The organism is Pseudonocardia sp. T1-2H, from assembly GCF_038039215.1.
Lineage (GTDB): Bacteria > Actinomycetota > Actinomycetes > Mycobacteriales > Pseudonocardiaceae > Pseudonocardia.
This window is the reverse complement of record NZ_JBBPCL010000001.1, coordinates 645253-669792: the sequence shown is the minus strand read 5'-3', so window position 1 is coordinate 669792 and position 24540 is coordinate 645253. Positions and strand designations below refer to the sequence as shown.

The following is a 24540-nucleotide window of genomic DNA, read 5'->3' as shown; positions in this document are numbered from 1 at the left end:
GCGGCAGGTCCGCGCGAGGGTGCCGTTCGTGCGTTCCCTCCGGGGTCAGGAGACGGCGTCGGCGAGCGCCTTCGTCCAGAGCGCGACGCCCTCGTCGACCTGCTCGGCGTTCACCACCAGCGGCGGGATCATCCGCACGACGTTGCCGAAGGCGCCGCAGGTCAGCAGCAGCAGGCCCTGCTCGGCCGCTGCGGCGTGCGCCCGGACGGCGGTGGCGGCGTCCGGGGTGCCGTCGGGGGCGGTGAACTCGATCCCGACCATCAGGCCGAGGCCGCGGACGTCGCCGACGACGGGGACGTCCGCCGTGGCGGCGCGGACGGCGTCGAGCAGCCTCCTGCCCTGGGTCGCGGCGTTCTCGACGAGCCCCTCCTCCTGCACGACCTCCAGGGTCGCGATCGCCGCGGCGCAGGCCACCGCGTTGCCGCCGTAGGTCCCGCCCTGCGAGCCCGGGCGCGCCTTCGCCATCAGGTCCCGCGGCGCGGCGATCGCGGACAGGGGGAAGCCGCTGGCCAGGCCCTTCGCGGTGATCAGGATGTCCGGGGTGGCGCCGGCGGCGTGCTGGTGGCCCCAGAACCTCCCGGTGCGGCCGTAGCCGGTCTGCACCTCGTCGGCGATCAGCAGGATGCCGTGGCGGTCGGCGCGCTCGCGCAGGCCCTGCAGGAACGGCGGCGGGGTCGGCACGTAGCCGCCCTCACCGAGGACCGGCTCGATGATGAACGCGGCGACGTCCGCGGCCGGCGCGGTGGTGACCAGCTGCCGGTCGAGCTCCTTGAGCGCGAACTCGACGGCCTGCTCCTCGGTCCAGCCGTAGCGGTACGCGTACGGGAACGGCGCGAACGCGACGCCGCCCATCATCGGGCCGATGCCGGAGCGGATCTTCGCGCCGGAGGTGGTCAGCGCGGCCGCACCCATGGTGCGCCCGTGGAAGCCGCCGTCGAACGCCAGGATCAGCGGCCGGCCGGTGGCGTGCCGGGCGAGCCGCACGGAGGCCTCGACGGCCTCGCTGCCGGAGTTGGCGAAGAACAGGCTGTCGATACCGTCCGGCAGCACCTCCCCGAGCCGCTCGGTGAGCGTCAGCAGGGGCTGGTGCATGACTGTCGTGTACTGGCCGTGGATCAGTGTCGCAACCTGCTCCTGGGCCGCCGCGACGACCTTGGGGTGGCAGTGCCCGGTGCTGGTCACGCCGATGCCCGCGGTGAAGTCGAGGTACCGGCGGCCGTCGGTGTCGTAGAGGTGGACGCCCTCGCCGCGCGCGGCCTGGACCGGGGTGGCCTGGGTGAGCATCGGGGACAGCTGTGCCATGAAGAGGGCTCCCTGGACGGATCGAGCAGTACGAGCTAGGCGGCAGGTGATTGTCGGGTTGTCGACAATCTGCGTCGATGGAACCACGGGACCTCGCTCGCGGCAAGACCGGCCGCCGTTCAGGCCAGGATCGCCACGACCGCGATCAGCACGGGCACGCTGACGATCGTCGTGGTCAGCGCCGCGTCCCGGCCCAGGACCACCCCCTGGTCGAACCGGACCGCGTAGCCGAAGACGTTCTGTGCCGTCGGCAGCGCCGCCAGGACCACCACCGCGAGCAGCGCGTGCCCCTCCAGGCCGAGGATCGGCCCGCCGATCAGGTACGCGATCAGCGGGTGCAGCACGGTCTTGATCACCACGATCGACAGCAGCAGCGGCCGGGACTCCCCGAGCCGGGCCGCGCCGCACCCCGCAGCGAGATCCCGAACGCCAGCAGCATGCCGGGCACGGCGAGGTCCGCGATCAGCTGGATCGGCGCCATCACCGGTTCGGGCGGGTGGAAGTCGACGAGCGACGCGACGATGCCGATCCCGCTCGCCACCGCCAGCGGGTTCCGCAGCGGCGCGGAGATCGTCCGCATCCGGGAGGAGTGTTCCCCGCTCGAGGACACGACGTCGAGCACGGTGGAGAACAGCGGCGTCAGTACGGCGAGCTGGAACAGCAGCACCGGGGCGACCTCGGCGGCGCTGCCCAGCGCGTACGTCGCGATCGGGATGCCGAGGTTGCCCGCGTTGACGTAGCCGCTGGCCATCGCCCCGATCGCCGTCTCGCCCGCCGGGCGCCTGCGCCACCAGCGCCCGATCGGCACGTACAGCAGGCAGGCCAGCGAGCTCGACCCGGCGGTGACGATCAGCGCCTCGGAGAACACCGCCCGGACGTCCGCCGCCTGCAGGGTGACGAACAACAGGGCCGGGCTGGCGACGAAGAACGCGGTGCGGGACAGGACCTGGGTGGCCGACGGGCCGAGCACCCCGGCGCGGCCGATCAGGTAGCCGACGCCCACGACGACGCCGATGACGAGGAAACCCTCGAGGATGCCGCTCACCGGAGGTCGCTCGCCGCGGAGGCCACTGGGCCGTCGGAGGTCACTGGGCCGTCACGCCTGACCAGGTTACGGAGGTTCCCCGGGTTCACGGCCGCCGGGGAGGACAGACCGCAGGTCGCCGGGGGTCGTGCGCGGGGAACCTCGTTCTAGCGAGGTTTCCCGCGCACAGGTCAGGCGGGGACGGCTCCGGTCGGGTCGGGTTCGTCCGTGGTCAGGTCCGCGACGGCCGTGACGTCCAGGATCCGCGCGACCGCGTCCGCCATGTGCGCCTCGAGCATCCCCACGAACCGGGCGGCGTCGCCGTCCCGCAGCGCGTCGCGCAGCGTGCGGTGCTCGTCGAGCAGGTCCTCCGCCGGCGGGGCGGTCTGCTGCAGCGCTGCCAGGCACATCCGCGTCTCGACGAGCAGGGCGCGGGCCATCCGGTGCAGCCGCGGGCTCCCGGACGCGGCGACGAGCTCGGCGTGGAAGTCGTGGTCCGCGTCGGCCAGCGCGACGGCGTCCCCCGCGGCCGCGGCGGCCTCCATCGTCGCGAGCGCCGCGGTGAGCCGCGCGACCGCGGCGCTGCGGTCGCCCTCGGCGAGCAGCAGCAACGCCGCAGCCCGTTCGACGGCGGTCCGGGCCGTGTAGACGTCCCGCACGTCCGCCGCGTCGAGGTCCCGGACGAACAGCCCGCGGTGCCGCTCGCTGCGCAGCAACCCCTCGGCGACGAGCCGCTGCATCGCCTCGCGCAGTGGACCGCGGCTCACCCCCAGGCGGTTCGCGAGCTCGACCTCCCCGAGCTGGGTCCCGGGCGGGAAGGTCCCGCGCATGATCGCCGTGCGGATGCGGTCCGCGACGATCGCCGCCGTCGACCGCCGCTCCAGGGGCTCCAGCCCGCTCGTGTCCAGCTCCATGAACCCCTCAGTTCCCGGCGAACAAGGCGCCGAAGCCCTTCCGCCGCTCGTCCTGCCCGGCGAGGCGCAGGCCCTGCCAGATACTCACCTGGTTCGCCGTCAGCACCGGCTTGCCCACCCGCGCGTCGAGGGCGTCGAGCAGGTCGACCGTGTGCAGCGCCGTGTCCGGCAGCAGGACGGCCTGCGCGTCCGCGTGGTCCGCGGCCGCGGCGAAGTCCAGCACCAGGTCCCCGGGCAGCGTGCCGACCTCGGCGGCGGTGACGATCCCGCGCGCCGAGAGCGTCAGGACCGTGATCCCGGCCTTGCCGAGGAACTCGACGAACCGCTCCGCCACGTCGTCCGGGTAGGTGGCCCCCACGGCGACCCTGGTGATCCCGAGCCGCCGGCAGGCGTCGACGAAGGCGAACGACGTGCTCGACGCCGGTACCCCCGCCACCTTCCGCAGCGCGTCGACCTGCGCCGCGGCGCCGTCCCAGCCGAAGACGAAGCTGCCGGACGTGCAGGCCCAGATGATCGAGTCCAACGGCCCGGCCTGCTCCGCGACCGCCCGGGCCCCGTCCGCGAGGATCTCGTCGCCGCCGACGTCCAGCAGCGCGTCGACGCGGTGCGCGTCCTCCCGCATCAGGGTGTGCACGAGCGGGAGGCGGGCGTCGCCGAGGAGCTGCTCGGCGCGCGGGTAGTCGTCCTCGGCGGAGAAGCCGGGGTAGAGGATGCCGACGGTCGGCGTGCCAGTGCTCATGCCCTCATGATTGTCGACAACCGGACAACATGTCGAGTCCTTCCGGCCGGAGTCACGCCATCGACAGCTGCTGCTCGGGCGCGGAGAGCAGCCGGCCGCCGCCGACCGCCTGCCGGCCGATCGCCCGCAGCGACGCCCACATCGTCACCTGGTTCGCCGTCAGCACCGGCTTGCCCAGCGCCTGCTCGAGCGGCTCGATGATGTCGTAGGTGGGCAGGTTGGTGCAGCTGATGAACAACGCCTCGGCCTCCGGCCGGTCCACCGCGCGGACGATGTCGACGACCTGGTCGTAGCTCACCCGCCAGATGTTGCCGAGCAGCCCGAGCCCCTCGCTCGCCACCGTCGCCACGCCGTGGTCCGCGAGGTAGGTGACCAGCCGGGTCGTCACCGCCTCGATGTACGGCGTCGCGATCGCCAGCCGGGTGACGCCGAGGACCTGCAACGCGTCGATCAGCGCCCCGCTCGTGGTCGACGCGGTGGGCGCCCCGGCCTCGATCATCGTCCGGCGGAGCACGTACTCGCCCTGGACCCCGCTGACGAAGCTGCCCGACGTGCACGCGAACGTGACGGTGCCGGGCCGCGGCGTCAGCACGTCCCTGGTCGCCCGGCGCACCGCCCGGCGGTCCCCGACCGCGACGGCCATCTGGACCGTCACCGGCGTCGTGAAGAACGGCAGCCGGGTCAGGTAGAGGGAGACGTCCTCGGGCACCCAGCGCCACAGCTCGCGGTCCAGAGCGAAGTCGAACGGCGCGACGACGCCGACACCCGGCGCGTCGGGATCGGCGGGTCTCTCACCGTGCGCGGACTCGACGAGGCCGACGGAGAAGCTCAGCGGGCACGAGGACTCCCAGAGAAGGTCCGAGCGCTACTCGGACGACTGGTCGGGGGCACGCTCGTAGACGAGCCGCTCCCCCACACTGCCGGAGCGCCACACGTCGTGGCACGCCTCCGCCATCGCGTCGAGATTCTCCACGATGGTGGCGTAGACGTTCCCGGGCACCCAGCCCACATCGCCGTTGAGCAGCAGGTTGTTCCGGCCGTAGAAGATCGCCAGGTCGATCCCGCCCTGGGCCTGGTCGATGTCCTGGTCCTGCTTGAACGACGCGTCGAGCATGCCGCCGTGGAAGTCGAAGTAGCAGACGTCGCCGGGGATCGGGGTGACCGTCGGGTTCTCCTGGCCGATCGTCGGGCCGAACCGCGGGACGATCGAGTAGACCTCGTTGCGCGCGTACTTGGCGTGCTGGGCGGGCCCACCCAGCGGACCGTCGGCCAGCGCCTCCCACACCGCGGCCGCGGTTCGCGGGGCATCCTTCTCCAGCAGCTCGGCGACACAGGAGACGCCACGACGCTCGAGGGAGATCCTGATGAACTTCGGCAACGCACACACCTCGAGAACGGTCGGGAGCACGGGCACGGTCCACGCAGGTGATCTCCACGCGGATTGTTGACAATCATACGAGCGCTTCCTAGCGTGTCAATCGTCTCCCCCGCCTCCGGAAGGATCTTCGGCGTGGCCGTTTCTGCAGGTCGACCGGTGATTGCCGTGCTCACCGGCGACGATCGGCCGGCCGGTCTGGAAGAACGCGCGGACGGGGCCGAGATCCGGTTCGCGAGCGAATCGACGCTCGCCGCCGCGCTGCCCGGGGCGGACGTCCTGCTGACGTGGGACTTCCTCTCCCACGCCGTCCCCGGCGCCTGGCACGCCGCGGACTCGGTCCGCTGGGTGCACACCGCGAGCGCGGGCGTGGACAAGGTCACGTTCCCCGAGCTGCTCGCCTCGGACGCCGTGCTGACGAACTCCCGCGGCATCTTCGACCGCCCGATGGCCGAGTACGTGCTCGGCTGCGTGCTGGCGTTCGCCAAGGACCTGCCCGGGACGCTCGCGCTGCAGTCCCGTACGCGGTGGCGGCACCGCGAGACCGAGGGCGTCGCCGGGAAGCGCGCCACGGTCGTCGGCAGCGGGCCGATCGGACACGCGATCGCGGACCTGCTCCGGGCCGTCGGGCTGCGGACCGAGCTGGTCGGCCGGCGCGGCGGGGAGGGCGTGCATCCCTTCGACGCCCTCGACGGCCTGCTGCCCACCACGGACTTCCTGGTCCTGGCCGCCCCGCTCACCGACACCACGCGCGGGATGCTGGACAAGGCCGCGCTCGACGCCCTGCCGGACTCCGCGCGGGTGATCAACGTCGGCCGCGGCGGGCTCGTCGTCGAGCAGGACCTGGTCGACGCGTTGGCGGGCCGCCGGATCGCCGGTGCCGCGCTGGACGTGTTCGAGACCGAGCCGCTGCCGGACGACTCCCCCCTGTGGGCGATGCCGAACGTGATCGTCTCCCCGCACATGTCCGGCGACGTCGTCGGCTGGCGGGACCTGCTCGTCGACCTGTTCCTCGACAACCTCACCCGCTACCGCGCCGGCGAGCCGCTGCGCAACGTCGTCGACAAGAGCCTCGGCTACGTCTCCGGAAAGGGCTGATCCCCGTGTCCACCCCCACCAGGACCACCGCCGACCTCTCGGCCACCGAACTGCTCGCCGCCTACCGGACCGGGGAGCTCGCCCGTGGAGGCCACCCGGGACGCGCTGGACCGGATCGCCGCACTGAACGACACGGTCAACGCCTTCAACCTGGTCGACGCCGAGGGCGCGCAGGCCTCGGCGAAGGAGTCGGAGGCCCGCTGGCAGGCGGGAACGCCGCGCGGGCCGCTGGACGGCGTGCCGACGTCGATCAAGGACATCCTGCTGACGACCGGCTGGCCGACCCGCCGCGGCTCGCGCACCTCGCCGGACGCGCCCGCCGAGGTCGACGGGCCGCCGGTCGCGCGGGTGCGCGAGGCCGGGGCGGTGCTGCTGGGCAAGACGACGACCCCGGAGCTGGCCTGGAAGGGCGTCACGGACTCCCCGCTCACCGGGGTCACGACCAATCCCTGGGACCCGACGCTGACGTCCGGCGGGTCCAGCGGCGGCAGCGCCGCGGCCGTCGGGCTGGGCATGGGCGCGCTGTCCCTCGGCACGGACGGCGGCGGCTCGGTCCGCATCCCCGCCGCGTTCACCGGCACCGTCGCCCACAAGCCGACCTACGGCCGCGTCGCACACCACCCGGGCAGCCCCTTCGGCACGCTCGCGCACGTCGGACCGATGACCCGGACCGCGGCGGACGCGGCGCTGCTGCTCGACGTGATCTCCGGCTTCGACGGCCGCGACCCCTGGCTGCTCCCCCCGTACGCCCGCACGTTCACCGACACGCTGGTCGACGGCGTCGACGGGCTCCGAATCGCCGTCAGCCCGACGCTGGGCTTCGCGACCGTGGACCCCGAGGTCGAGGCCGCCTTCGAGGCGGCCGCGGACGTCTTCGCCGCGCTCGGCGCGACGGTCGAGCGCGCGGAGCCCGGGTTCGCGGACCCGGTCGAGCCCTTCCACGTGCTCTGGTTCTCCGGCGCCGCCAAGACGATCGAGAACCTGGGCCCGCAGGCGCGGGCCCAGATGGACCCGTCGCTGGTGGAGATCGCGGAGCAGGGCGCGCGGTACAGCGCCCTGGACTACCTGACCGCGATGGCCGTCCGGAACGACCTGGGCACCCTGATGGGTGCGTTCCACGCCGAGTACGACCTGCTGCTCACCCCGACGCTGCCGATCCCGGCGTTCGCCGGCGGGCTCGAGGTGCCGCCCGGGTCGGCGGGCCCGCGGTGGACGTCCTGGACACCCTTCACCTACCCGTTCAACATGACCCAGCAACCGGCCGCGAGCGTCCCCTGCGGGTTCACCTCGGCCGGGTTGCCCGTGGGGCTGCAGATCGTGGGCCCGCGGCACGCGGACGGCCGGGTGCTGGCCGCGGCGCACGCGTTCGAGACGGCGACGGACCACCACACCCGCCGCCCGCCGCTGCTCGGCTGAGCCCGGTCAGGTCGCGTCCGGGTCGATCGGGGGGCGCTCGTTCGGGGCGAGCTTCTCCGGCTGCGGCGCCGCCGCCGGATGCGGCTGCGCGGTCACGCTGCCGCTGTTCGCTCCCGGGGCGTGGCCGTTGGGCTTTGCGCCGAACAGGTCGCCGTCGTCGAAGAGGCTCCGGCGGACCGCGGTGCGGGGGTTGAAGTTCCGCAGGCCGCGCAGGTCCTCCAGGGGTTTGCGCAGCTCGTCGAACTCCGGGCCGAGCTCGTTGCGCAGCTGGTCCTTCGCGCCCGTGGCGTACTCGCGGACCTGCCGGATGGTCTTGCCCAGCCACGCCGCGGCAGCCGGCAGCCGCTCCGGGCCCAGGATGAACAGGCCCGCCACGATGAGGACCAGGATCTCGCCCCAGCCGACGGAGTCGAACACGCGATCAGCCTACCCGGATCTAGTCGGACGCCAGGGTGGCCGTCACCGTCAGCGGTCGGCCGTCCCGGACCAGCTGGATCGGCACGACGTCCCCGGGGTTGCGTTTCCGGACCGCGACGACGAGCTCGTCCGCCCCGGCGACGGACCGGTCCGCGACCTTCACGATCACGTCCCCCTCGAGGATCCCGGCCACAGCGGCCGCCCCGCCGTGCACGACGTTCTGCACCTCCGCGCCATCGGCGGCGCCGTCGGTGACCGAGCGGGTGTTGACGCCCAGGTCCGCGTGCTTGACCACGCCGGTGCCGATCAGCTCCTCCGCGATGACCCGGGCGTCGTCGATCGGGATGGCGAAGCCGAGGCCGATGGAACCGCCCTCGTCCTGCATCGCGCCGAGGCTGCGGATCGCGCTGTTGATCCCGACGACGGCACCGGTGGAGTCCACGAGCGGCCCGCCGGAGTTGCCGGGGTTGATCGCGGCGTCGGTCTGGACGGCGTCGATGACCGCCACGTCCGAGCCCTCGCCGTCGAGCCGGATGGGCCGGTCGACGGCGCTGACGATGCCTTCGGTGACCGTGCCGGCCAGGCCGAGCGGCGACCCGATGGCGATCACACCGTCCCCGACGACCAGTGACTTCGACGTCCCGATGGTCGCGACGGTCGGGTTGGTCACCCGCACCTTGACCACCGCAAGGTCCGTCTTCGGGTCCCGGCCGACGATCTGCGCCGGGGCCCGGGTGCCGTTGCTGAACACGGCCTCGATGGTCGCGCCCTGCGCGCCCGCGGCCGGGGCGATGACGTGGTTGTTGGTGAGCACGTAACCGGCCTGGTCGATCACGACGCCGGAACCGGTCCCGCCCTCCTGCCCCACCTTGACATCGACGGAGACGACCGCGGGGAGGACCCGCTGCGCGATGTCCGCGACCGAGCCGGGCGGGCGTTCCTTGCCGTCCGACGTGGCGGTCAGGGTGGCGCCGGGATCGGTGAGCGAGTTGGCGCCCTCCGCGGTGTAGCGGCCGACGAGCCCGCCGACTGCCCCGATGAGAAGCGCGACGACGCCGAGCAGGGCCAGGGCCTTCGGGTCGACGCGGCGACCGAACAGCAGCTCCCGGACGCTGAGCCGGGCGCCGACGCGGGCCGGCGCGCTGGCGCCCGGGGTCTGCTCAGCGGGCTGCGGCGGACCGAGCTCGACCGGCGTGGCGGGGTCACGCCAGGGATCCTGCTGGGCGCCGGAGTTCCAGAAGGGGTCCGCGCCGTCACCGTCGGAGCCACCGGCCTCGACGGGCGGGCGTTGCAGGGTGGGTCCGCCGGTCACGGGACGGCCGAAGGCCGTGGCCAGGGCGGCGGTGGGGACCGGGGCGAGCCGGGTACGGCCGTTGCTGCCGGGCGTCGAGGCGAAGCCCCCGTCGACCCCGTTCGGCCGGGCGAAGGCCGCGGCGGTGCGGGGATCGACGGGCGGCCGCTCGAGCGGGCGCGGGCTCAGCCGGGGCGGCCCGCCCGCCTCTTCGCGGAGATCGGCGATCTCGGGCCCGGGCGCGTCCGGCCGGGGTGCGTCCTGCGGGGGCACGGACGAGTCCGGCTCGGCGCGCTCGCGCGCGTCCTGCTCGTCTGACATCGCAGGCCGGCTCCAGGGGACGGGTCTGATCGGACCCGCTCAGCCTGCCGGACACGGGGTGAAGTCCGCGTAGCCGGGCCAGGCGGGAGAAGCTCAGCGCAGGCCGGCCGGCGGGAACGCCGGGACGGCCGTGCGCTCGTCCTGCCGGAGCTCCGCGGGGACGATCGGCGCGGCGGCCGGGGTGGCCGAGGCGGACGGCGTCGAGACCACGCGGCTCGTGGTGTCCTGCAGACGTGCGGCCGGCACGACACCGCCGGCGCCGCCGAGCACCGGCCCGCCGAGGACCCCGCGCGGAGCCGGGACGCCGGTGTGCGGGACGCCGGCGGACGGGACCGCGCCGAGCGCGAGCGCCCCGAGGGCGAGCCCCGAGACCGCGCCGACCGCACCGACCCGCAGCCGGCGGACGCGACCGGCCTGCGGGTGCTCGTCGGACCGGTCCGGGAAACCGTCGGGCAGCCCGGCCGGCGCGTCGGCGAGCGCAGGGCGGAAGGGCCGCCGGACGGAGGTGTCGGGCTGGACCGAGACGGCGGGCCGGACGACGTCCGGCATCCGCTCGGGCCGCAGCACCGAGACGAGCGTGCCGTCCGCGGTCATGGCGAGACCGGGCGGCGACGGGGGCAGCTCGGCGTCCTGCGGGATGGACTGCAGGGCTGCGAGCAGCGAGGACGGGACTGTCGGGACGTCCGCACCGCGCAGCCGCGTCCGGACCTGCCGCTGGACGCGCACCTCGGCGGTGCACTCCAGGCATTCGCGGACGTGGGCGGCGGCCCGCTCGTGGGCACCGGCGGCGAGCTCGCCGTCGACGAAGGCCACCACCGCGTCCGACGACAGGTGGTCCGTGCCCCAGCCGGGTCCGCGGACGAACCTGCGGCGCGCCTCGGTCATCGACCCGCTACCTCCCCGACCATCACCAGCTCACCCGGACCACCGCTCCGCAGCTGCTCGCCCTCCGCGCGGCGACGCTCGAGCGCACCGCGCAGCTGAGCGCGGCCACGGTGGATCCTGCTCCTCACGGTACCCAGCTTCACGCCGAGCGTGGCGCCGATCTCCTCGTAGGAGAGGCCTTCCACGTCACACAGCACGACCGCGGCCCGGAACTCCGGGGGCAGCTCGTCCAGCGCGTCCTGCAGCATCGGGTCCAGGTGGGTCTCCGAGAAGACCGTCTCCGGCTCCGGGCCGCCGCCCGGGAGCCGGTCGGTGTCCTCGGGCAGGCCCTCCATGCGCACGCGGGCGCGGCGGCGGACCATGTCCAGGAACAGGTTCGTGGTGATCCGGTGCAGCCAGCCCTCGAAGGTGCCGGGCTTGTAGTTCGCGAGCGAGCGGAAGACCCGGATGAAGGTCTCCTGGGTGAGGTCCTCCGCGTCGTGCGGGTTGCCGCTGAGCCGGTACGCGAGCCGGTAGACCCGGTCCGCGTGCTCTCGGACGACCTCGTCCCAGCTCGGCGGGGTCCATTCGGGCCCTTCGCCGGGCAGCGACACGGAGCCCGGCGACGAGGACGTCACCGTTTCCGCGTCGAAGCCCACGGTGGCCGGTCGGTCGGTCATCGGGGGAGCGCACCTCCTGCGGCGGGTCGTGCCTTCGTGGCGACGAGCGAAGTGCGGGGTTCCCCGGTTCGCCGGTGTGAAACCGACGACCCCGGTCCCACGACCCACACGGTGCCCCACTCCCATGACAGACGCGTGAGATCCGACTGAGAAGAGCCTGTGAAATCTCCCGGCGCACGAAATTTCCCGATCTTCCTCCCCGTCCGCGCGGTGGCGGGGCCTGCGCACAGTAAGTTCGTGCCATGACCGGCCCCCTGGCGGCGAACGAGCGGGCGGACCGCCCGATGGGCACCGCCGACGGCTACCTCGCCGAGGACGACGTCCTGGCGTCCGCCCGCGCCCGCGGGGACGCGGCGGGCGCGACCCCGGTGACCAGCGGGGTCGGTGCCGCGCTGGCGTTCCTGGCCGCGACGACGTCGGCGAAGGCGGTCGTGGAGATCGGCACCGGAGCGGGCGTGAGCGGACTCTGGCTGCTCCGCGGGATGTCCGGGGACGGCACGCTGACCTCGATCGACGTCGACCCCGAGCTCCAGCGGGCGGCCCGCCGCTCGTTCCTCGACGCCGGTTACGGCCCGTCCCGGCTCCGGCTGATCAACGGCATGGCCCTCGAGGTCCTCCCCCGGCTCACCGACGGCGGCTACGACCTGGTGTTCGTCGACGCCGTGCCCACCGAGTACCCGCGGTACCTCGAGGAGGCCGTCCGGCTGATCCGGCCGGGCGGCGTCGTCGTGCTGGAGGGGGTGCTCGCGGACCCCGGGATCGACCGCGCCGGCCACGACGGCCACGAACGCGCCGACCTCGCCGCCGCGGCGCTGCAGGAGGTCGCGGACCTCGCCCGGGACGATGGACGCCTGGTCGCGGCCCTGCTCCCGCTGGGGCAGGGCCTGCTCTGCGCGACGCGGGTCTGACTCCTCAGAGGGCGGTGACGCCCTTGCCGAGGACGACGACCCCGCCCGGGCTCACCGTGTAGCGCGCCCGGTCCAGGGCCAGGTCGACGCCGATCAGCGCGCCGTCGGGCACCACGACGTTCTTGTCCAGGATCGCGCGGCGCACCACGGCGCCCCGGCCGATCTTCACCCCCGGCAGGATCACCGAGTCCGACACCTCGGCGCCGGCCTGGATCGTCACGTTCGGGCTGATCGTGGACCGGCGGACGATCGCGCCGGAGATGATCGTGCCCGCGCCGACGATGGAGTCCTGCGCGATCCCGCCCTCGACGAACTTGGCCGGCGGCAGCGGCGGCGTCGCCGTGCGGATCGGCCAGCGCTCGTTGTAGAGGTTGAAGATCGGGTGCACCGAGACGAGGTCCGTGTGCGAGTCGTAGTAGGCGTCGATCGTCCCGACGTCGCGCCAGTAGCCGCGGTCGCGGTCCGTCTCGCCGGGCACGACGTTGTCCGCGAAGTCGTAGACGTGCGCCTCGCCCTCGTTGACCAGCCGCGGGATGATGTCCCCGCCCATGTCGTGGTCCGAGTCCGGGTCCTCGGCGTCGGCGCGCAACGCGTCGATGAGCGTCTCCGTGGTGAACACGTAGTTGCCCATCGAGGCGAAGGTGACCTCGGGGTCGTCCGGGACGTGCGGCGGGTCCGACGGCTTCTCGAGGAACCCGACGATCTTGCCCTCCGCGTCCGAGTCGATGCAGCCGAAGGCCTTGGCCTCCATCCGCGGCACCCGGATGCCGGCGACGGTGACGCCCGCCCCCGTCTCGATGTGCTGCGCGATCATCTGGCTCGGGTCCATGCGGTACACGTGGTCCGCGCCGAAGACGGCGATGTAGTCCGGCCTCTCGTCGTAGACGAGGTTGAGGCTCTGGAAGATCGCGTCCGCGCTGCCGGTGTACCAGCGGCGGCCGAGCCGCTGCTGCGCCGGGACCGTGGTGATGTACTGCCCGAGCACGCTCGAGAGCCGCCACGTGGTGGAGATGTGCCGGTCCAGCGAGTGCGACTTGTACTGCGTCAACACGCAGATCCGGTGGATCCCGGCGTTCACCAGGTTGGAGAGCACGAAGTCGATCAGGCGGTAGTTGCCGCCGAACGGCACACCTGGTTTCGCGCGGTCCGCCGTGAGCGGCCACAGCCTCTTGCCCTCACCGCCGGCCAGGACGATGCCGAGCACGTTCGCCGGCATGCCTCCGGGGGTCAGCATCCGGGAGGACGTCATCGCCTGCCGCCCATCCCGGACGGCCCGTCCAGCAGTCGCACGGTCACGGGGGAGACCCTAGTGCGCCCGGCGGGTGCCGGGCCACACCGAGAAGCCCCTGTGTCGGCGGCCGATCAACCGATAGCGTGTGTCCGCGTGCGGATCGGTCTGCTCACCCGCGAATATCCCCCGGACGTCTACGGCGGCGCCGGGGTCCATGTCGCGCACCTCGTCCCTGCCCTCCGGGCCCTCGTCGACGTCGACGTGCACGCCTTCGGCGGCGCCGACTCCCCGCCCCGGGAGGGCGTGACGGCCTACGCCACCCCGGGCGGGCTGGCCGGGGCGAACCCCGCGCTGCAGACGCTGGGCGTGGACCTGTCGATGGTCGCAGGGCTGCAGGACGCCGACGTCGCGCACTCGCACACCTGGTACGCGAACATGGCCGGGCACCTCGCGAAGATCCTCTACGGGATCCCGCACGTCGTCACCGCGCACTCGCTCGAACCCCGGCGCCCGTGGAAGGCCGAGCAGCTCGGCGGCGGCTACCGGCTCTCGTCCTGGGTGGAGAGGACCGCCTACGAGTCCGCGGACGCCGTGATCGCCGTCAGCCGGGGCATGCGGGACGACGTCCTGAGCTGCTATCCCTCCCTCGACCCCGCCCGGGTCCACGTCGTCCACAACGGGATCGACACCGAGTTCTACCGGCCGGATCCCGGCCGGGACGCCGTCGTCGAGGCCGGGGTGGACCCGGACCGGCCGATCGTCGTGTTCGTCGGGCGGATCACCCGGCAGAAGGGGCTCGGGCACCTGGTCGCCGCGGCACACTCGATCAGTCCGGACGCCCAGATCGTGCTCTGCGCGGGCGCGCCGGACACCCCGGAGATCGCCGAGGAGACGGAGAAGGCGGTCAGCGAGCTGGCCTCCGCCCGGCCCGGCGTGATCTGGGTGCGGCGCATGCTCGACACGGCGGAGGTCCGCCAGCTGCTGTCCGCCGCGACGGTGTTCGTCTGCCCGTCGGTGTACGAGCCGCTGGGGATCGTCAACCTGGAGGCGATGGCGTGCGGCACGGCCGTCGTCGCCTCGGACGTGGGCGGGATCCCGGAGGTCGTCGAGGACGGCGTGACGGGGACCCTCGTGCACTACGACGAGCACGACACGGACACCTTCCGCAGCGGGATCGCCGACGCCGTCAACGCCCTGCTCGCGGACCCGGCCCGCGCCGAGGCGATGGGCGTCGCGGGCCGCGAACGGGCGGTACGGGAGTTCGCCTGGGAGCAGGCGGCCGAGCGCACCGTCGAGATCTACCGCAGCCTGTAGACCGCCGAGACCGACGACTCGCGGGGCCTCACACCCCGACTCGCGGGCTGGCCGTCCGTAACTCCCGCGAGTCGCGCTCTCGCGCCGCGCGAGTCGGGGTGTGAGACCGCGCGAGTCGCGGTCAGCGGGAGGAGCGCTGGCGGGCGCGGTGGGCGGCGACCGCGGAGCGGTTGGCGCAGGCCGGGGAGCAGTAGCGGCGGGCGGCGTTGCGGGAGGTGTCCGCGAAGACGCGCGAGCAGCCGTCCGCGGCGCAGACGCCGTGTCGGTCCATCCCGTACTCGGACACCAGCATGGCGAGGGCGAAGGCCGTGGTGGAGCGGACCCGGTCCACCACGGCGGCGTCCGGCGGCGAGTAGTGCAGGTGCCAGCTCTGGTCGTCGTGCCGGGTCAGGTGCGGGCCGATCACGACGTCCGCGAGCACCGCGTTCACCGCCACCGCGGTCTCGTCGAGGTCCTCGGCGTCGAACACGGTGCGCAGCCGGTGCGCCCAGCCCCGCAATGTGGGCTCCACCGATGCGGGTGCGCGGCCCGCGAGGTAACCGTGGGCGAGCAGGACCTCACGGAGCTGGTTCGGCGGCGCGCTCTCGCCGTTACGGCCCGCCGGCGCGGCCGTGACCGTGTTGACCAGTTCGACCGCAGCGCCGAGCGCGTCACTTCTGTAACCAATGAAGTCCACTGATCTATTACTCCTGCTACCCTCTAGGCGTAAGGCGTCAAATTAAGACGCACATTACTCTCATCAGGAGTGCGACGATGCGCTGCACGCGCTGCGGCTGGCCGACGGACGAGGCCAGGACGCTCTCGACCCACCGCACCTCCGAGGGCTGGGTCCGCTACCGGCTCTGCGTGTGCGGGGCGGTGTCGATCCAGCACCTGGAACTCGCCGACACGGGGGTGAGCGAGCAGGGCGTGCACGCCACGGCGGGCACCGAGTCCTGACGCGCACGTCCGGGCAGCCTGTTCCGAGGAGCCTGCCCCGGACGTCCTGGTGCGGGCCCCGCGTCGCGGGTACGACACGGGCACCCACTTCCGGGGCTCAGCTGGGGGAGGCCGCCTTGAGAGCGTCGCCCAGGTTGCTGGCCTCTTCGGGGGTCATCTCGACGACGAGCCGGCCGCCGCCCTCGAGCGGAACCCTCATCACGATGCCCCGGCCCTCCTTCGTCACTTCCAGGGGTCCGTCACCGGTCCGGGGCTTCATCGCCGCCATGTCCTGCTCCCTCCGTCGTCAGTTCTCGTGCAGGGCGCCGATGCGCTGGGGAGCGCGCACGGCGGGATGGTGTGGCCATTCTCCCCTATTGCGGAGCGTGAGGTACAACCGAGGCGATCAATGGGCCACCGCGGGGTGATGCGTGCACGCTGCGCAATCGCCGGATCACGGGCTGAACGCGGCGTCGGGAGGGGACCGTCCGTTATGGACGCGGGGCGTCCGGGGACGCCCGCCAGCAGTCCGCGACGTGGTCGTCCACGAGCCCCGCGGCCTGCATCAGCGCGTAGCAGGTGGTGGGTCCAACGAACCGGAAGCCACGCCGTTTGAGCTCCTTCGCCATGGCCTTCGACTCCCCGCTCGTGGCCGGTACCTCGGCGAGTGTCGCCGGACGGACGTGGACGGCCGGGTCCGGCGCGAACGACCACAGCAGCTCGTCGAGCGGCGTGTCGAGCTCCAGGACCGCCCGGGCGTTGTCGATCGCCGCATCGATCTTCAGGCGGTTCCGGACGATGCCGGCGTCCGCCAGCAGCCGCGCGCGGTCCGCATCGTCGAACTTGGCGACGACCTCCGGGTCGAACCCCGCGAACGCCTCCCGGAACGCCGGCCGCTTGCGCAGGATCACCAGCCACGAGAGCCCGGACTGGAAGCCCTCGAGCGTGAGCCTCTCGAAGAGCGCGACCTCGCCGCGCAGGGGCCGGCCCCACTCGTCGTCGTGATAGGCGACGTACTCCGGGGCGGAGGTGGCCCATCCGCATCGGAGGCGCTCGTCGGCAGGAGTCGTCACGGGCGGCACGCTACCCGCGGGGTCCGACGGTTCCGTCGCGCTCGCTCTCCCCGGTCACCGCGGTGCGGTGTACCGCCGCTCGCACAGCCGGGCCATCTTCCGCAGCGCGAGCTGGACACCGGCCGCGAAGCCGGGCCGCACCAGCGGCCAGCCGAACCGGCCGACGGCCCCGAGCGGGAGGTCCAGCAGCTCGGTCCAGACGAAGCGGGAGCGTTCCGGCCCGAGCTCGACGACCTCGAACACGCCGTCGCCGCGCACGACCTTCCCGGTGTGCAGGACGACGCAGCGCCAGGGCCCGTCGGAACCGGGCGCCGGCTCACTCCACTCGGTGATCTCCATGGTGTCCCGGAAGCCGACCGGGCCGACGCCGGTGAAGGCGTCGAGGGTGGAGCCGACGGACCGGCCGTCCCCGCCGGTGCGCCGGACGCGGGTGGCGGGGATCCACTCCCCCTGCGTCTCCCAGTCCGTCACGTAGGCCCAGACCACAGGGGCGGGCGCCCGGACGTCGACGGTCAGGGTCAGCTCGCGACGGGCGTTCGGAGCCGGCGTCCCGCCGGTCGGCGGCTCACTCACTGGCGCGGCCCCTCGTGCTCGGACGGCCCGATCCGCCGGTGGGTGCTGCCGGTCGCGTGCCGCGCGACCGGGATCGCGGGACCGGACTCCAGTTCCTCGACCCGGGCCGCCAGCACGTCGCGTTCGCGCGTGAGCCGGTCCACCTCATCCGCCAGGCGTTCGAGCACCCAGTCCACCTCGCCCATCCGGTACCCGCGCACGACCTGCTGGAAGCGCAGGTCCCGCACGTCCGCCCCGCGGACGGACTCCGCGGGCAGCCGGGTCGGTGTCGCCCCCGGCGCCAGCGGGGCCAACTCCTCGCCCCGGCCGAAGACCATGGCCGCGAGCACGAACACCACCGCCGCCACCGCCGCGACGACGAGCAGGTAGATCAGAGCGGTCCCCACCACGCCATCCCATCATGGGTGGGGAACGACGCGACAGGGCTCAGGCGACCTGGTCCGGCTGCCGGGCGGGCAGGACCTCCCGCATCGGCGGCCGCTCGGTGGTGACCAGCTCCCGGCTGTTCGGGACCCATTCGCCCCCGACCTGCACGAACTGCGTCAGCGGTGCGCCGGTGTCCGGCAGCCCCGTGCGGCGCAGCGCCGTGGCCGTGATCTGCCGGGCCATGACCCCGAGGTCCATGAGGTTGCGGTTGCGGTGCTTGCGCACCCCGAGGTTCACCTGGGCGATGGCGTCGAGGCCCAAGCCGTCGACCGTGTCGAGCAGCAGCCCGATCTCCACCCCGTAGCTCGTGGCGAAGGGGACGGACTCGAGCAGCGCGCGGGTGCCCGCGTACTCGCCGCCGAGTGGCTGGACGATGCCGGCGAGCTCCGGACGGAGGGCGGACAGCAGCGGGCGGGCGACGAGCTCGGTGACCCGGCCGCCGCCGTGGTCCAGCGACTCGGCCTCGGTGACCTCGAGGCGCAGCGGCCGCCGGTAGAAGCCCTTCACCAGGTGCACGCCGTCCGCCAGCAGCAGCGGGCCGAGCAGCGACGGGACGAACCCGGGGTCGAAGTCGACGAGATCCGAGTCGATGAAGCAGATGACGTCGCCGTCGGTGGCGGCGAGCGAACGCCAGAGCACCTCGCCCTTACCGGGAACCGGCTCGAGATGCGGCACGACATCGGTGCGCCGCGCGACGCGGGCGCCGTTCTCGCGCGCTATCTCGATGGTGCGGTCCTCGGACCCGGAATCCATGACCAGCAGGTCGTCGACCAAGGGCCGGTTCCCCATGGTGAAAGGCGCGATACCGGCGACGATGGCGCCGATGGTCGCTTCCTCGTTCAACGCGGGAAGGACGACGGACACCCTGCGGCCACGCTTCGCGGCGATCAGGTCCTCGACGGTCCAGTCCGGGGCCTGCCAGGTGCGACGGGCGAACCAGTCCTCGGTGATCGGCTGCATGGTTCTCCTCGGGTCGGTCTCTGAACGCGGTCAACGCGTCGGCGTAAGGATCAACTGGGATTCCAACTCGTGGTGCGAGTACTCGATTAGTTCCATTGCGGATTACTGTTCACGACACGACTCGTTACAGCGCGGTTAAGAGCATCCGAACGGGCCCGCCCTTGAACTGCCGGTCAGAGATGAACCAAACTTCCGGGTGATTCCTCCCTACTACGCCAGCGCGCGGACCGTCCGCGCCGGACTACGGGTACCCAGAATGGAGGCGACCATGTCCACGGTGCGCCGGGTCTCCACGACCTGGTGCGCGCGGAATACCCGCGCGCCCGCCGCCGCGGCCAGCGCCGTCGCGGCCAGCGTGCCCTCGATGCGCTCCTCGAGCGGGACGCCCAGGGTCTCCCCCACGAAATCCTTGTTGGACAGGGCCATCAGGACCGGCCAGCCCGTCGCGACGAGCGTGTCGCAGTGCCGCAACAGGGCCAGGCCGTGGAAGGTGTTCTTGCCGAAGTCGTGGGTCGGGTCCACGAGGATGCCCTCGCGCGGCACCCCCATCGCGAGCAGCCGTTCCGCCTGCCCGGTGACCTCCTCCACCACGTCCGCGACGACGTCCGGGTAGCGCACCCGGTGCGGCCGCAGCCGGGGCGCGGCCCCCCGGTGTGCGAGCAGACGATCCCGGCGCCGGTCTCGGCGGCGACCTCGGCGAGCGTCGGGTCCGTCCCGGCCCACGTGTCGTTGAGCAGGTCCGCGCCCTCCGCGACGGCGAGCCGGCCGACGGCGCCCCGCCAGGTGTCGACGCTGATCACGACGTCCGGGTACCGCTCGCGCACGGCGGCGACGAACGGCACGACGCGGCGGACCTCCTCGTCGACGTCCACGACGTCCCCCGGGCCGGCCTTCACGCCGCCGATGTCGACGATGTCCGCGCCCTCGGCGACGGCCCGGTCGACCTTCGCCATCGCGGCGTCGTCGGAGAACGTGGCACCGCGGTCGTAGAACGAGTCCGGCGTGCGGTTCACGATGGCCATGACCAACGCGCGGTCCTGGGCCGGGGTCCGGGTGCCGAAGCGGAGCGGGGGAGCGTCACGTCCCCGATCGTGGCACGGCCGTGGCGTCGACGCGGGGGGCGCAGGCCTCCAGGGCGCCCGCGACGTCGCGCACCACCGTGATCCGCTCCAGCGGGGCGCGGCTCGCGAACCCGGCCGCCATGAGCCCTTCGACCCACTGGAGCAGACCCGTCCAGTGGCCGTCCGGGTCCAGGATCACGACCGGTTTGGCGTGCAGGTCCAGCGCTCCGGCCGACCAGACCTCGAAGAGTTCCTCGCAGGTCCCGATACCGCCCGGGAGCGCGAGGAACGCGTCGGCGTGCGCCTCCATCAGCGCCTTCCGCTCCCGCATCGTCTCAGTGACGAGAAGCTCGTCCGAGTCGTGGTCCGCCCACTCGCGCTCGACCATGCTCCGCGGGATCACCCCGACGGTCCGGGCGCCCGCCTCACGCGCCCCGAGCGCGACGGCGCCCATCATCGACCGCTTGCCGCCGCCGGAGACCAGCGACCAGCCGCGGGCCCCGATCTCCCGGCCCACCTCCGACGCGAGGTCCAGGTAGCGCTGCGGGACGCCGTCCGAGGAGCCGCAGTAGACGCAGACGGCGTGCGGGTCCCGGCCCCCGCGTCCGGCCGTCATCAGTGCGTCTCCTCCCACGCGCGGTACGCCTCGTGCACGACCTTGACCGCGTCGTCGACGTCGTCGGTGAGGTGCAGCAGCGCCAGGTCCTTCTCGCCGATCTTGCCGGTCTTCAGGACCGGGCCCGCGATCCAGTCGTAGAGGCCCTGCCAGTACTCCTTGCCGAGCAGGACGACCGGGAACTTGGTGACCTTCTTCGTCTGGACCAGGGTCATGGCCTCGAACAGCTCGTCGAGCGTGCCGAACCCGCCTGGCAGGCAGACGAACGCCTGGGAGTACTTGACGAACATCGTCTTGCGGGCGAAGAAGTACCGGAAGTTGATGCCCAGGTCGACCCACTCGTTGAGGCCCTGCTCGAACGGCAGCTCGATGCCCAGCCCGACGGACAGCCCGCCCGCCTCGGAGCACCCCCTGTTGACGGCCTCCATCGTGCCCGGGCCGCCGCCGGTGATGGTGGCGAAGCCGGCGTCGGCCAGTGCGGCGCCCAGCTGTACGCCCTGGGCGTACTCCGGGCTGTCGGCCGGCGTCCGCGCCGAACCGAAGACCGTCACCGCGCGGGGCAGCTCGGCCAGCATGCCGAAGCCCTCGACGAACTCGGCCTGGATCCGCATGACCCGCCAGGGGTCCGTGTGCACCCAGTCGCTCGGGCCGCGTGAGTCCAGCAGCCGCTGGTCCGTGGTGCTGCCCTCCGTCTGGTGCTCGCGACGCAGCACCACCGGGCCGCGGAAACTCTGCTCGGGTCGGGCCCGCTCCCCGTTCGCGCTCATGTCCGCAGACTAATGAGCCTCGTGCGCCGGCCCGGTGTCAGCCGAGAAAACGCCGGAGGACGTCGGTGCATCGGATGATGGCCGCGGCGTCGACGTGCTCCTCGCGGGTGTGCGCCAGGTTCGGGTTCCCGGGACCGTAGTTGATCGCCGGGATGCCCAGCGCGGCGAACCGGGAGACGTCCGTCCAGCCGTACTTCGCCCGCGCCGACGTCCCGGTCGCCGTCAGGAACTGCTGCGCGGCGGGGGCGGTGAGGCCGGGCAGGGCACCGGGCGAGAGGTCGGTGACGGCGAGGTCGAACCCGTGGAGCACCTCCTCGACGTGCGCCACGGCGGCCTCGGCGGTGCGGTCCGGTGCGAACCGGAAGTTGACGGTGACCACGCACTCGTCGGGCACGACGTTGCCCGCCACTCCCCCCGAGATCCGGACCGCCTGCAGGCCCTCGCGGTAGACGCAGCCGTCGATGTCGACGTCCCGGGGGGCGTAGCCGGCGAGCCGGCCCAGCACCTCGCCCGCATGGTGGATCGCGTTGTCCCCCAGCCAGGAGCGGGCCGAGTGCGCCCGACGCCCGGTGGTCCGGACCACCACCCGCAGGGTCCCCTGGCAGCCCGCCTCGACCTCGCCGTCCGTCGGCTCGCCGAGGATCGCGAGGTCGGCGCGAAGCCACTCCGGGAGCTCGCGCTCGATGCGACCCAGCCCGTTGCGGGCGGCCTCGACCTCCTCGCAGTCGTAGAACACCAGCGTGAGGTCGTGCCGGGGCTCGGGGAGGGTGGCGGCGAGGTGCGCGAAGACGGCGTCCCCGGCCTTCATGTCCGACGTGCCGCAGCCGTACAGAACCGAGCCGTCGCGACGGCTCGGGACGTTGTCCGCGATCGGGACGGTGTCGATGTGCCCCGCGAGGAGCACCCGCTGCTCGCGCCCGAGGTGGGTCCGGGCCAGCACGGCCGCGCCGCTGCGCACGACCTCGAGGTGGGGTGCCTGCTCCCGCAGTGCGGCCTCGAGCAGGCCCGCGAGGACGGCCTCGTCCCCGGACACGCTGGGCACGTCGACGAGTGCGGCCGTCAGGTCGACGGGATCCGCGGTGAGGTCGAGGGCCCGGTCCGTGGTCTGCGAGGTCACGCGGGCGACGGTACCGGGGAGGCTCCGCCCCGACGGGCGGGAGTTGCCGCACCGGCCGGGCGGGGCTGATCACCACGTCCCTCGGCGCCGTTGACCGCCGCGTGCGGCACGAGGCGGCTACCGACGGCCGTCTTCCACCCCCCAGACCGTCGAGCAGTTGCTCCCGGCGTCATCCGGGCCACCGGCGCCCCGGACACGGCACCCACTGACGTAGATTGCACAGACGTGAGCACCGAGTTCAGCACAGGTTTCCGCAGCGAGGGTGCCTCCGGCACCGGCCTCGCCACCGTCACCCCGGACGGGACGATCCTCGACACCTGGTACCCGGCTCCCGCCCTGGGCGCGGACGCCGTCGACACCAGCGCCGCGCTCGAGCCACTCACCGGCGACGACGAGGCGCGCGAGGTCACGACGAGGATCGTCCGTACCGAGATCGCGTCTCTGGCGGACAAGCCGGTCGACGCGGCCGACGTGTACCTGCGGCTGCACCTGCTCTCCAGCCGGCTCGTCCGGCCGCACGAGATCAACCTCGACGGCCAGTTCGGCCTGCTCGCGAACGTCGCGTGGACCAACTTCGGGCCGTGCGCGGTAGCCGGGTTCGAGCTCGTCCGCGCGAAGCTGCGGGCCCGCGGCGCGGTCGCCGTGTACGGCGTGGACAAGTTCCCGCGGATGGTCGACTACGTGCTCCCGTCGGGCGTGCGGATCGCCGACGCGGACCGGGTCCGGCTCGGCGCCCACCTCGCCGAGGGCACGACCGTCATGCACGAGGGCTTCGTGAACTTCAACGCCGGCACCCTCGGCTCGTCCATGGTCGAGGGCCGGATCTCCGCGGGCGTCGTCGTGGGCGACGGCTCGGACGTCGGCGGCGGCGCCTCGATCATGGGGACGCTCTCCGGTGGCGGCACCCAGGTCATCTCGATCGGCCGGCGTTGCCTGCTGGGCGCGAACGCCGGCATCGGGATCTCCCTGGGCGACGACTGCGTGGTCGAGGCCGGTCTCTACGTCACCGCCGGCACGAAGGTGACCCTGCCCGACGGCGCCACCGTGGCCGCCCGCACGCTCTCCGGCCAGGACGGCGTGCTGCTGCGCCGCAACAGCATCAGCGGCGCGGTCGAGGCGCTCCCCCGCACGGGCGAGGGCATCGCCCTCAACGCCGCGCTGCACGCGAACTGATCCCCGTGACGCGCACCGACCCCGTGACCGGAGCCCGCAACGGGCGGCGGCCGATCTCCGTCGCCGACCTCCCCGCGCCGCTCACCGCGACCCCCGCGGACCCGCCGGCGCACCACGTCCGCGCCGCGCTGGACCTGCGGCTACGGGCCCTGCTCGCGCACGACCCGGGGACCAGGGTCGGCACGGACATCGAGGACCTGCACCAGATGCGGGTATCGGTGCGGCGCATGCGGGCCGCGCTGAAGGCCGCCCGCCCGCTGCTCGACGGCCCGTGGTCCGACGGGTTGCGCGAGGAGCTCGGCCGGCTCGGCCGGGCGCTCGGCCCGGTCCGGGACCTCGACGTCCTGCTGCTGCGGCTCGGCGGGGAGGCGGCGAGCCTGCCGGCGGCCGAGCGACGGGCGGCGGAGCAGCTCGTCGCGGCCCTGGAGACCGAACGCGAGCAGGCCCGGGCGGAGATGCTGGCCGCCCTCTCCGCGCCCCGCTACGCCGCCCTGCTGGAGCGGCTGGCGGACGCGATCCGGCTGCCCCTGCCCACCCCTTCGGCGACGCAGGCGCAGCCCGAGCTCGTCGACCTCGTCCGCAGGGAGGCGCACAAGCTCCGGCGCAACGTGGAGCGGGCCGGGGAGCACCCGCCGGACGCGACCCTGCACGAGCTGCGGATCCGGGTGAAGCGCGTCCGGTACGTGGGCGAGCTGGTGGTGCCCATGCTCGGCAGGCCGGTCAAGCGGCTGCTGCAGGCGACGGCGGTGCTCCAGGAGGTCCTCGGGGACCACCAGGACGCCTGCGTGGCCGAGGAGCGGATCCGTGGCCTGCTCGACGGGCTGGGCGAGTCCCCGGACGCGCTCATGGTGTTCGTCGCCGGCCGGCTCGTCGAGCGCGAGCGGACCCGCGCCGAGCAGAAGCGCACCGAGTGGTGGGTGGCCTGGGAGCAGGTCAGGGAGCGCGCCGCGGAGCTGTAGGGG

At 73.3% G+C, this 24540-nt stretch carries 27 protein-coding genes and 2 pseudogenes; 7 read left to right on the top strand and 22 right to left on the bottom strand.

The genetic code is table 11. From position 1 onward, the window contains the following. Positions 1 to 45 precede the first annotated feature (45 nt). The 7 genes from WBK50_RS03365 to WBK50_RS03335 form a co-directional block, all read right to left on the bottom strand. The gene (locus WBK50_RS03365; RefSeq protein ID WP_341334182.1) at positions 46 to 1302 is read right to left on the bottom strand and encodes an aspartate aminotransferase family protein; all 1257 of its coding nucleotides are present in this window, start codon (positions 1300 to 1302) and stop codon (positions 46 to 48) included. A 119-nt stretch (positions 1303 to 1421) separates the two neighbouring features. After that, entirely contained in the window at positions 1422 to 1661 is a 240-nt protein-coding gene (locus WBK50_RS03360; RefSeq protein WP_341334181.1) for a hypothetical protein, read from the bottom strand. Then, positions 1655 to 2347: an AEC family transporter gene (locus tag WBK50_RS03355; protein WP_341334180.1), complete on the bottom strand. Its 693-nt coding sequence runs from the start codon at positions 2345 to 2347 to the stop codon at positions 1655 to 1657. The genes WBK50_RS03360 and WBK50_RS03355 overlap by 7 nt, the downstream gene beginning before the upstream one ends. A gap of 170 nt (positions 2348 to 2517) precedes the next feature. After that, on the bottom strand, positions 2518 to 3240 hold the full coding sequence (locus WBK50_RS03350) for a GntR family transcriptional regulator (RefSeq protein ID WP_341334179.1): 723 nt from the start codon (positions 3238 to 3240) through the stop codon (positions 2518 to 2520). Between the two features lie 7 nt (positions 3241 to 3247). Further along, the gene (locus WBK50_RS03345; protein WP_341334178.1) at positions 3248 to 3979 is read right to left on the bottom strand and encodes a maleate cis-trans isomerase family protein; all 732 of its coding nucleotides are present in this window, start codon (positions 3977 to 3979) and stop codon (positions 3248 to 3250) included. A gap of 52 nt (positions 3980 to 4031) precedes the next feature. Continuing rightward, complete coding sequence (locus WBK50_RS03340; RefSeq protein WP_341334177.1) at positions 4032 to 4688, bottom strand: maleate cis-trans isomerase family protein; 657 nt, start codon at positions 4686 to 4688, stop codon at positions 4032 to 4034. Between the two features lie 156 nt (positions 4689 to 4844). Further along, a complete protein-coding gene (locus WBK50_RS03335; RefSeq protein WP_341334176.1) occupies positions 4845 to 5357 on the bottom strand; it encodes a DUF3830 family protein in 513 nt (170 codons plus the stop codon). Positions 5358 to 5513: 156 nt separating this feature from the next. Between WBK50_RS03335 and WBK50_RS03330 the strand changes: the two genes are divergently transcribed. Together WBK50_RS03330 and WBK50_RS03325 are read left to right on the top strand one after the other, a co-directional pair. Beyond that, positions 5514 to 6452 (top strand): D-2-hydroxyacid dehydrogenase, encoded by a 939-nt coding sequence (locus WBK50_RS03330; protein ID WP_341334175.1) that lies wholly within the window; start codon positions 5514 to 5516, stop codon positions 6450 to 6452. 5 nt (positions 6453 to 6457) lie between these two features. Next, a pseudogene (locus tag WBK50_RS03325) lies at positions 6458 to 7868 on the top strand (amidase). A 6-nt stretch (positions 7869 to 7874) separates the two neighbouring features. Here the strand turns inward: WBK50_RS03325 and tatB are convergent. The 4 genes from tatB to sigE all read right to left on the bottom strand — a co-directional run bounded on the left by tatB (position 7875) and on the right by sigE (position 11441). Beyond that, positions 7875 to 8285, bottom strand: coding sequence for a Sec-independent protein translocase protein TatB (gene tatB, locus WBK50_RS03320; protein ID WP_341334174.1), 411 nt, complete (start codon positions 8283 to 8285; stop codon positions 7875 to 7877). A gap of 19 nt (positions 8286 to 8304) precedes the next feature. Continuing rightward, positions 8305 to 9897, bottom strand: coding sequence for a S1C family serine protease (locus tag WBK50_RS03315; RefSeq protein ID WP_341334173.1), 1593 nt, complete (start codon positions 9895 to 9897; stop codon positions 8305 to 8307). Between the two features lie 93 nt (positions 9898 to 9990). After that, entirely contained in the window at positions 9991 to 10782 is a 792-nt protein-coding gene (locus WBK50_RS03310) for a hypothetical protein (protein WP_341334172.1), read from the bottom strand. After that, positions 10779 to 11441, bottom strand: a complete 663-nt coding sequence (sigE, locus tag WBK50_RS03305; protein WP_341334171.1) for an RNA polymerase sigma factor SigE — start codon at positions 11439 to 11441, stop codon at positions 10779 to 10781. Before sigE ends, WBK50_RS03310 begins: the two co-directional genes overlap by 4 nt. 242 nt (positions 11442 to 11683) lie before the next feature. On the opposite strand from sigE, the gene WBK50_RS03300 reads away from it, so the two are divergent. Further along, positions 11684 to 12349, top strand: coding sequence for an O-methyltransferase (locus WBK50_RS03300; protein ID WP_341334170.1), 666 nt, complete (start codon positions 11684 to 11686; stop codon positions 12347 to 12349). A 4-nt stretch (positions 12350 to 12353) separates the two neighbouring features. On the opposite strand, the gene glgC is transcribed toward WBK50_RS03300, so the two are convergent. Next, positions 12354 to 13583 carry a glucose-1-phosphate adenylyltransferase gene (glgC, locus tag WBK50_RS03295; RefSeq protein WP_341334169.1) on the bottom strand — a complete coding sequence of 410 codons (1230 nt, stop codon included), beginning with the start codon at positions 13581 to 13583 and terminating at the stop codon, positions 12354 to 12356. A gap of 150 nt (positions 13584 to 13733) precedes the next feature. Here glgC and glgA point away from each other — a divergent pair, with 150 nt between their 5' ends. Further along, entirely contained in the window at positions 13734 to 14894 is a 1161-nt protein-coding gene (gene glgA, locus WBK50_RS03290) for a glycogen synthase (protein WP_341334168.1), read from the top strand. Between the two features lie 121 nt (positions 14895 to 15015). Here the strand turns inward: glgA and WBK50_RS03285 are convergent, their stop codons facing one another. After that, positions 15016 to 15570, bottom strand: a complete 555-nt coding sequence (locus tag WBK50_RS03285) for a CGNR zinc finger domain-containing protein (RefSeq protein ID WP_341334167.1) — start codon at positions 15568 to 15570, stop codon at positions 15016 to 15018. A 77-nt stretch (positions 15571 to 15647) separates the two neighbouring features. Here WBK50_RS03285 and WBK50_RS03280 point away from each other — a divergent pair, with 77 nt between their 5' ends. After that, a complete protein-coding gene (locus tag WBK50_RS03280) occupies positions 15648 to 15833 on the top strand; it encodes a hypothetical protein (protein ID WP_341334166.1) in 186 nt (61 codons plus the stop codon). Between the two features lie 97 nt (positions 15834 to 15930). Here the strand turns inward: WBK50_RS03280 and WBK50_RS03275 are convergent, their stop codons facing one another. The 9 genes and pseudogenes from WBK50_RS03275 to dapE all read right to left on the bottom strand — a co-directional run bounded on the left by WBK50_RS03275 (position 15931) and on the right by dapE (position 22405). Then, entirely contained in the window at positions 15931 to 16101 is a 171-nt protein-coding gene (locus WBK50_RS03275; RefSeq protein ID WP_297495092.1) for a DUF3117 domain-containing protein, read from the bottom strand. Positions 16102 to 16303: 202 nt separating this feature from the next. Then, positions 16304 to 16885 carry a DNA-3-methyladenine glycosylase I gene (locus WBK50_RS03270; RefSeq protein ID WP_341334165.1) on the bottom strand — a complete coding sequence of 194 codons (582 nt, stop codon included), beginning with the start codon at positions 16883 to 16885 and terminating at the stop codon, positions 16304 to 16306. Positions 16886 to 16939: 54 nt separating this feature from the next. Then, positions 16940 to 17458 carry an SRPBCC family protein gene (locus tag WBK50_RS03265; RefSeq protein WP_341334164.1) on the bottom strand — a complete coding sequence of 173 codons (519 nt, stop codon included), beginning with the start codon at positions 17456 to 17458 and terminating at the stop codon, positions 16940 to 16942. After that, the gene (locus tag WBK50_RS03260) at positions 17455 to 17844 is read right to left on the bottom strand and encodes a DivIVA domain-containing protein (protein WP_341339274.1); all 390 of its coding nucleotides are present in this window, start codon (positions 17842 to 17844) and stop codon (positions 17455 to 17457) included. Before WBK50_RS03260 ends, WBK50_RS03265 begins: the two co-directional genes overlap by 4 nt. A 40-nt stretch (positions 17845 to 17884) precedes the next feature. After that, positions 17885 to 18844 (bottom strand): glucosyl-3-phosphoglycerate synthase, encoded by a 960-nt coding sequence (locus WBK50_RS03255; RefSeq protein WP_341334163.1) that lies wholly within the window; start codon positions 18842 to 18844, stop codon positions 17885 to 17887. Positions 18845 to 19054: 210 nt separating this feature from the next. Next, positions 19055 to 19866, bottom strand: a pseudogene (gene folP / locus WBK50_RS03250) (dihydropteroate synthase). Between the two features lie 55 nt (positions 19867 to 19921). Then, positions 19922 to 20521, bottom strand: a complete 600-nt coding sequence (locus tag WBK50_RS03245; RefSeq protein WP_341334162.1) for an LOG family protein — start codon at positions 20519 to 20521, stop codon at positions 19922 to 19924. Then, a complete protein-coding gene (locus WBK50_RS03240; RefSeq protein WP_341334161.1) occupies positions 20521 to 21288 on the bottom strand; it encodes an LOG family protein in 768 nt (255 codons plus the stop codon). The genes WBK50_RS03245 and WBK50_RS03240 overlap by 1 nt, the downstream gene beginning before the upstream one ends. A 37-nt stretch (positions 21289 to 21325) precedes the next feature. Further along, positions 21326 to 22405, bottom strand: a complete 1080-nt coding sequence (gene dapE, locus WBK50_RS03235) for a succinyl-diaminopimelate desuccinylase (protein ID WP_341334160.1) — start codon at positions 22403 to 22405, stop codon at positions 21326 to 21328. A 225-nt stretch (positions 22406 to 22630) separates the two neighbouring features. Here dapE and dapD point away from each other — a divergent pair, with 225 nt between their 5' ends. Both dapD and WBK50_RS03225 read left to right on the top strand, forming a co-directional pair. Beyond that, positions 22631 to 23578, top strand: a complete 948-nt coding sequence (gene dapD / locus WBK50_RS03230; protein WP_341334159.1) for a 2,3,4,5-tetrahydropyridine-2,6-dicarboxylate N-succinyltransferase — start codon at positions 22631 to 22633, stop codon at positions 23576 to 23578. Positions 23579 to 23583: 5 nt separating this feature from the next. Beyond that, positions 23584 to 24537 (top strand): CHAD domain-containing protein, encoded by a 954-nt coding sequence (locus tag WBK50_RS03225; RefSeq protein WP_341334158.1) that lies wholly within the window; start codon positions 23584 to 23586, stop codon positions 24535 to 24537. The last annotated feature ends 3 nt before the right edge of the window (positions 24538 to 24540 follow it).

Bases quoted from the DNA above. Each gene is read 5' to 3' on its own strand.
- WBK50_RS03365 (WP_341334182.1), bottom strand. From the start codon at position 1,302: ATGGCACAGCTGTCCCCGATGCTCACCCAGGCCACCCCGGTCCAGGCC.
- glgC (WP_341334169.1), bottom strand. From the start codon at position 13,583: ATGCTGACCCCCGGAGGCATGCCGGCGAACGTGCTCGGCATCGTCCTG.
- WBK50_RS03315 (WP_341334173.1), bottom strand. From the start codon at position 9,897: ATGTCAGACGAGCAGGACGCGCGCGAGCGCGCCGAGCCGGACTCGTCC.
- WBK50_RS03240 (WP_341334161.1), bottom strand. From the start codon at position 21,288: ATGAGCGCGAACGGGGAGCGGGCCCGACCCGAGCAGAGTTTCCGCGGC.
- WBK50_RS03275 (WP_297495092.1), bottom strand. From the start codon at position 16,101: ATGGCGGCGATGAAGCCCCGGACCGGTGACGGACCCCTGGAAGTGACG.
- WBK50_RS03310 (WP_341334172.1), bottom strand. From the start codon at position 10,782: ATGACCGAGGCGCGCCGCAGGTTCGTCCGCGGACCCGGCTGGGGCACG.
- WBK50_RS03245 (WP_341334162.1), bottom strand. From the start codon at position 20,521: ATGACGGCCGGACGCGGGGGCCGGGACCCGCACGCCGTCTGCGTCTAC.
- WBK50_RS03300 (WP_341334170.1), top strand. From the start codon at position 11,684: ATGACCGGCCCCCTGGCGGCGAACGAGCGGGCGGACCGCCCGATGGGC.
- WBK50_RS03350 (WP_341334179.1), bottom strand. From the start codon at position 3,240: ATGGAGCTGGACACGAGCGGGCTGGAGCCCCTGGAGCGGCGGTCGACG.
- WBK50_RS03255 (WP_341334163.1), bottom strand. From the start codon at position 18,844: ATGCAGCCGATCACCGAGGACTGGTTCGCCCGTCGCACCTGGCAGGCC.
- WBK50_RS03345 (WP_341334178.1), bottom strand. From the start codon at position 3,979: ATGAGCACTGGCACGCCGACCGTCGGCATCCTCTACCCCGGCTTCTCC.
- WBK50_RS03280 (WP_341334166.1), top strand. From the start codon at position 15,648: ATGCGCTGCACGCGCTGCGGCTGGCCGACGGACGAGGCCAGGACGCTC.
- sigE (WP_341334171.1), bottom strand. From the start codon at position 11,441: ATGACCGACCGACCGGCCACCGTGGGCTTCGACGCGGAAACGGTGACG.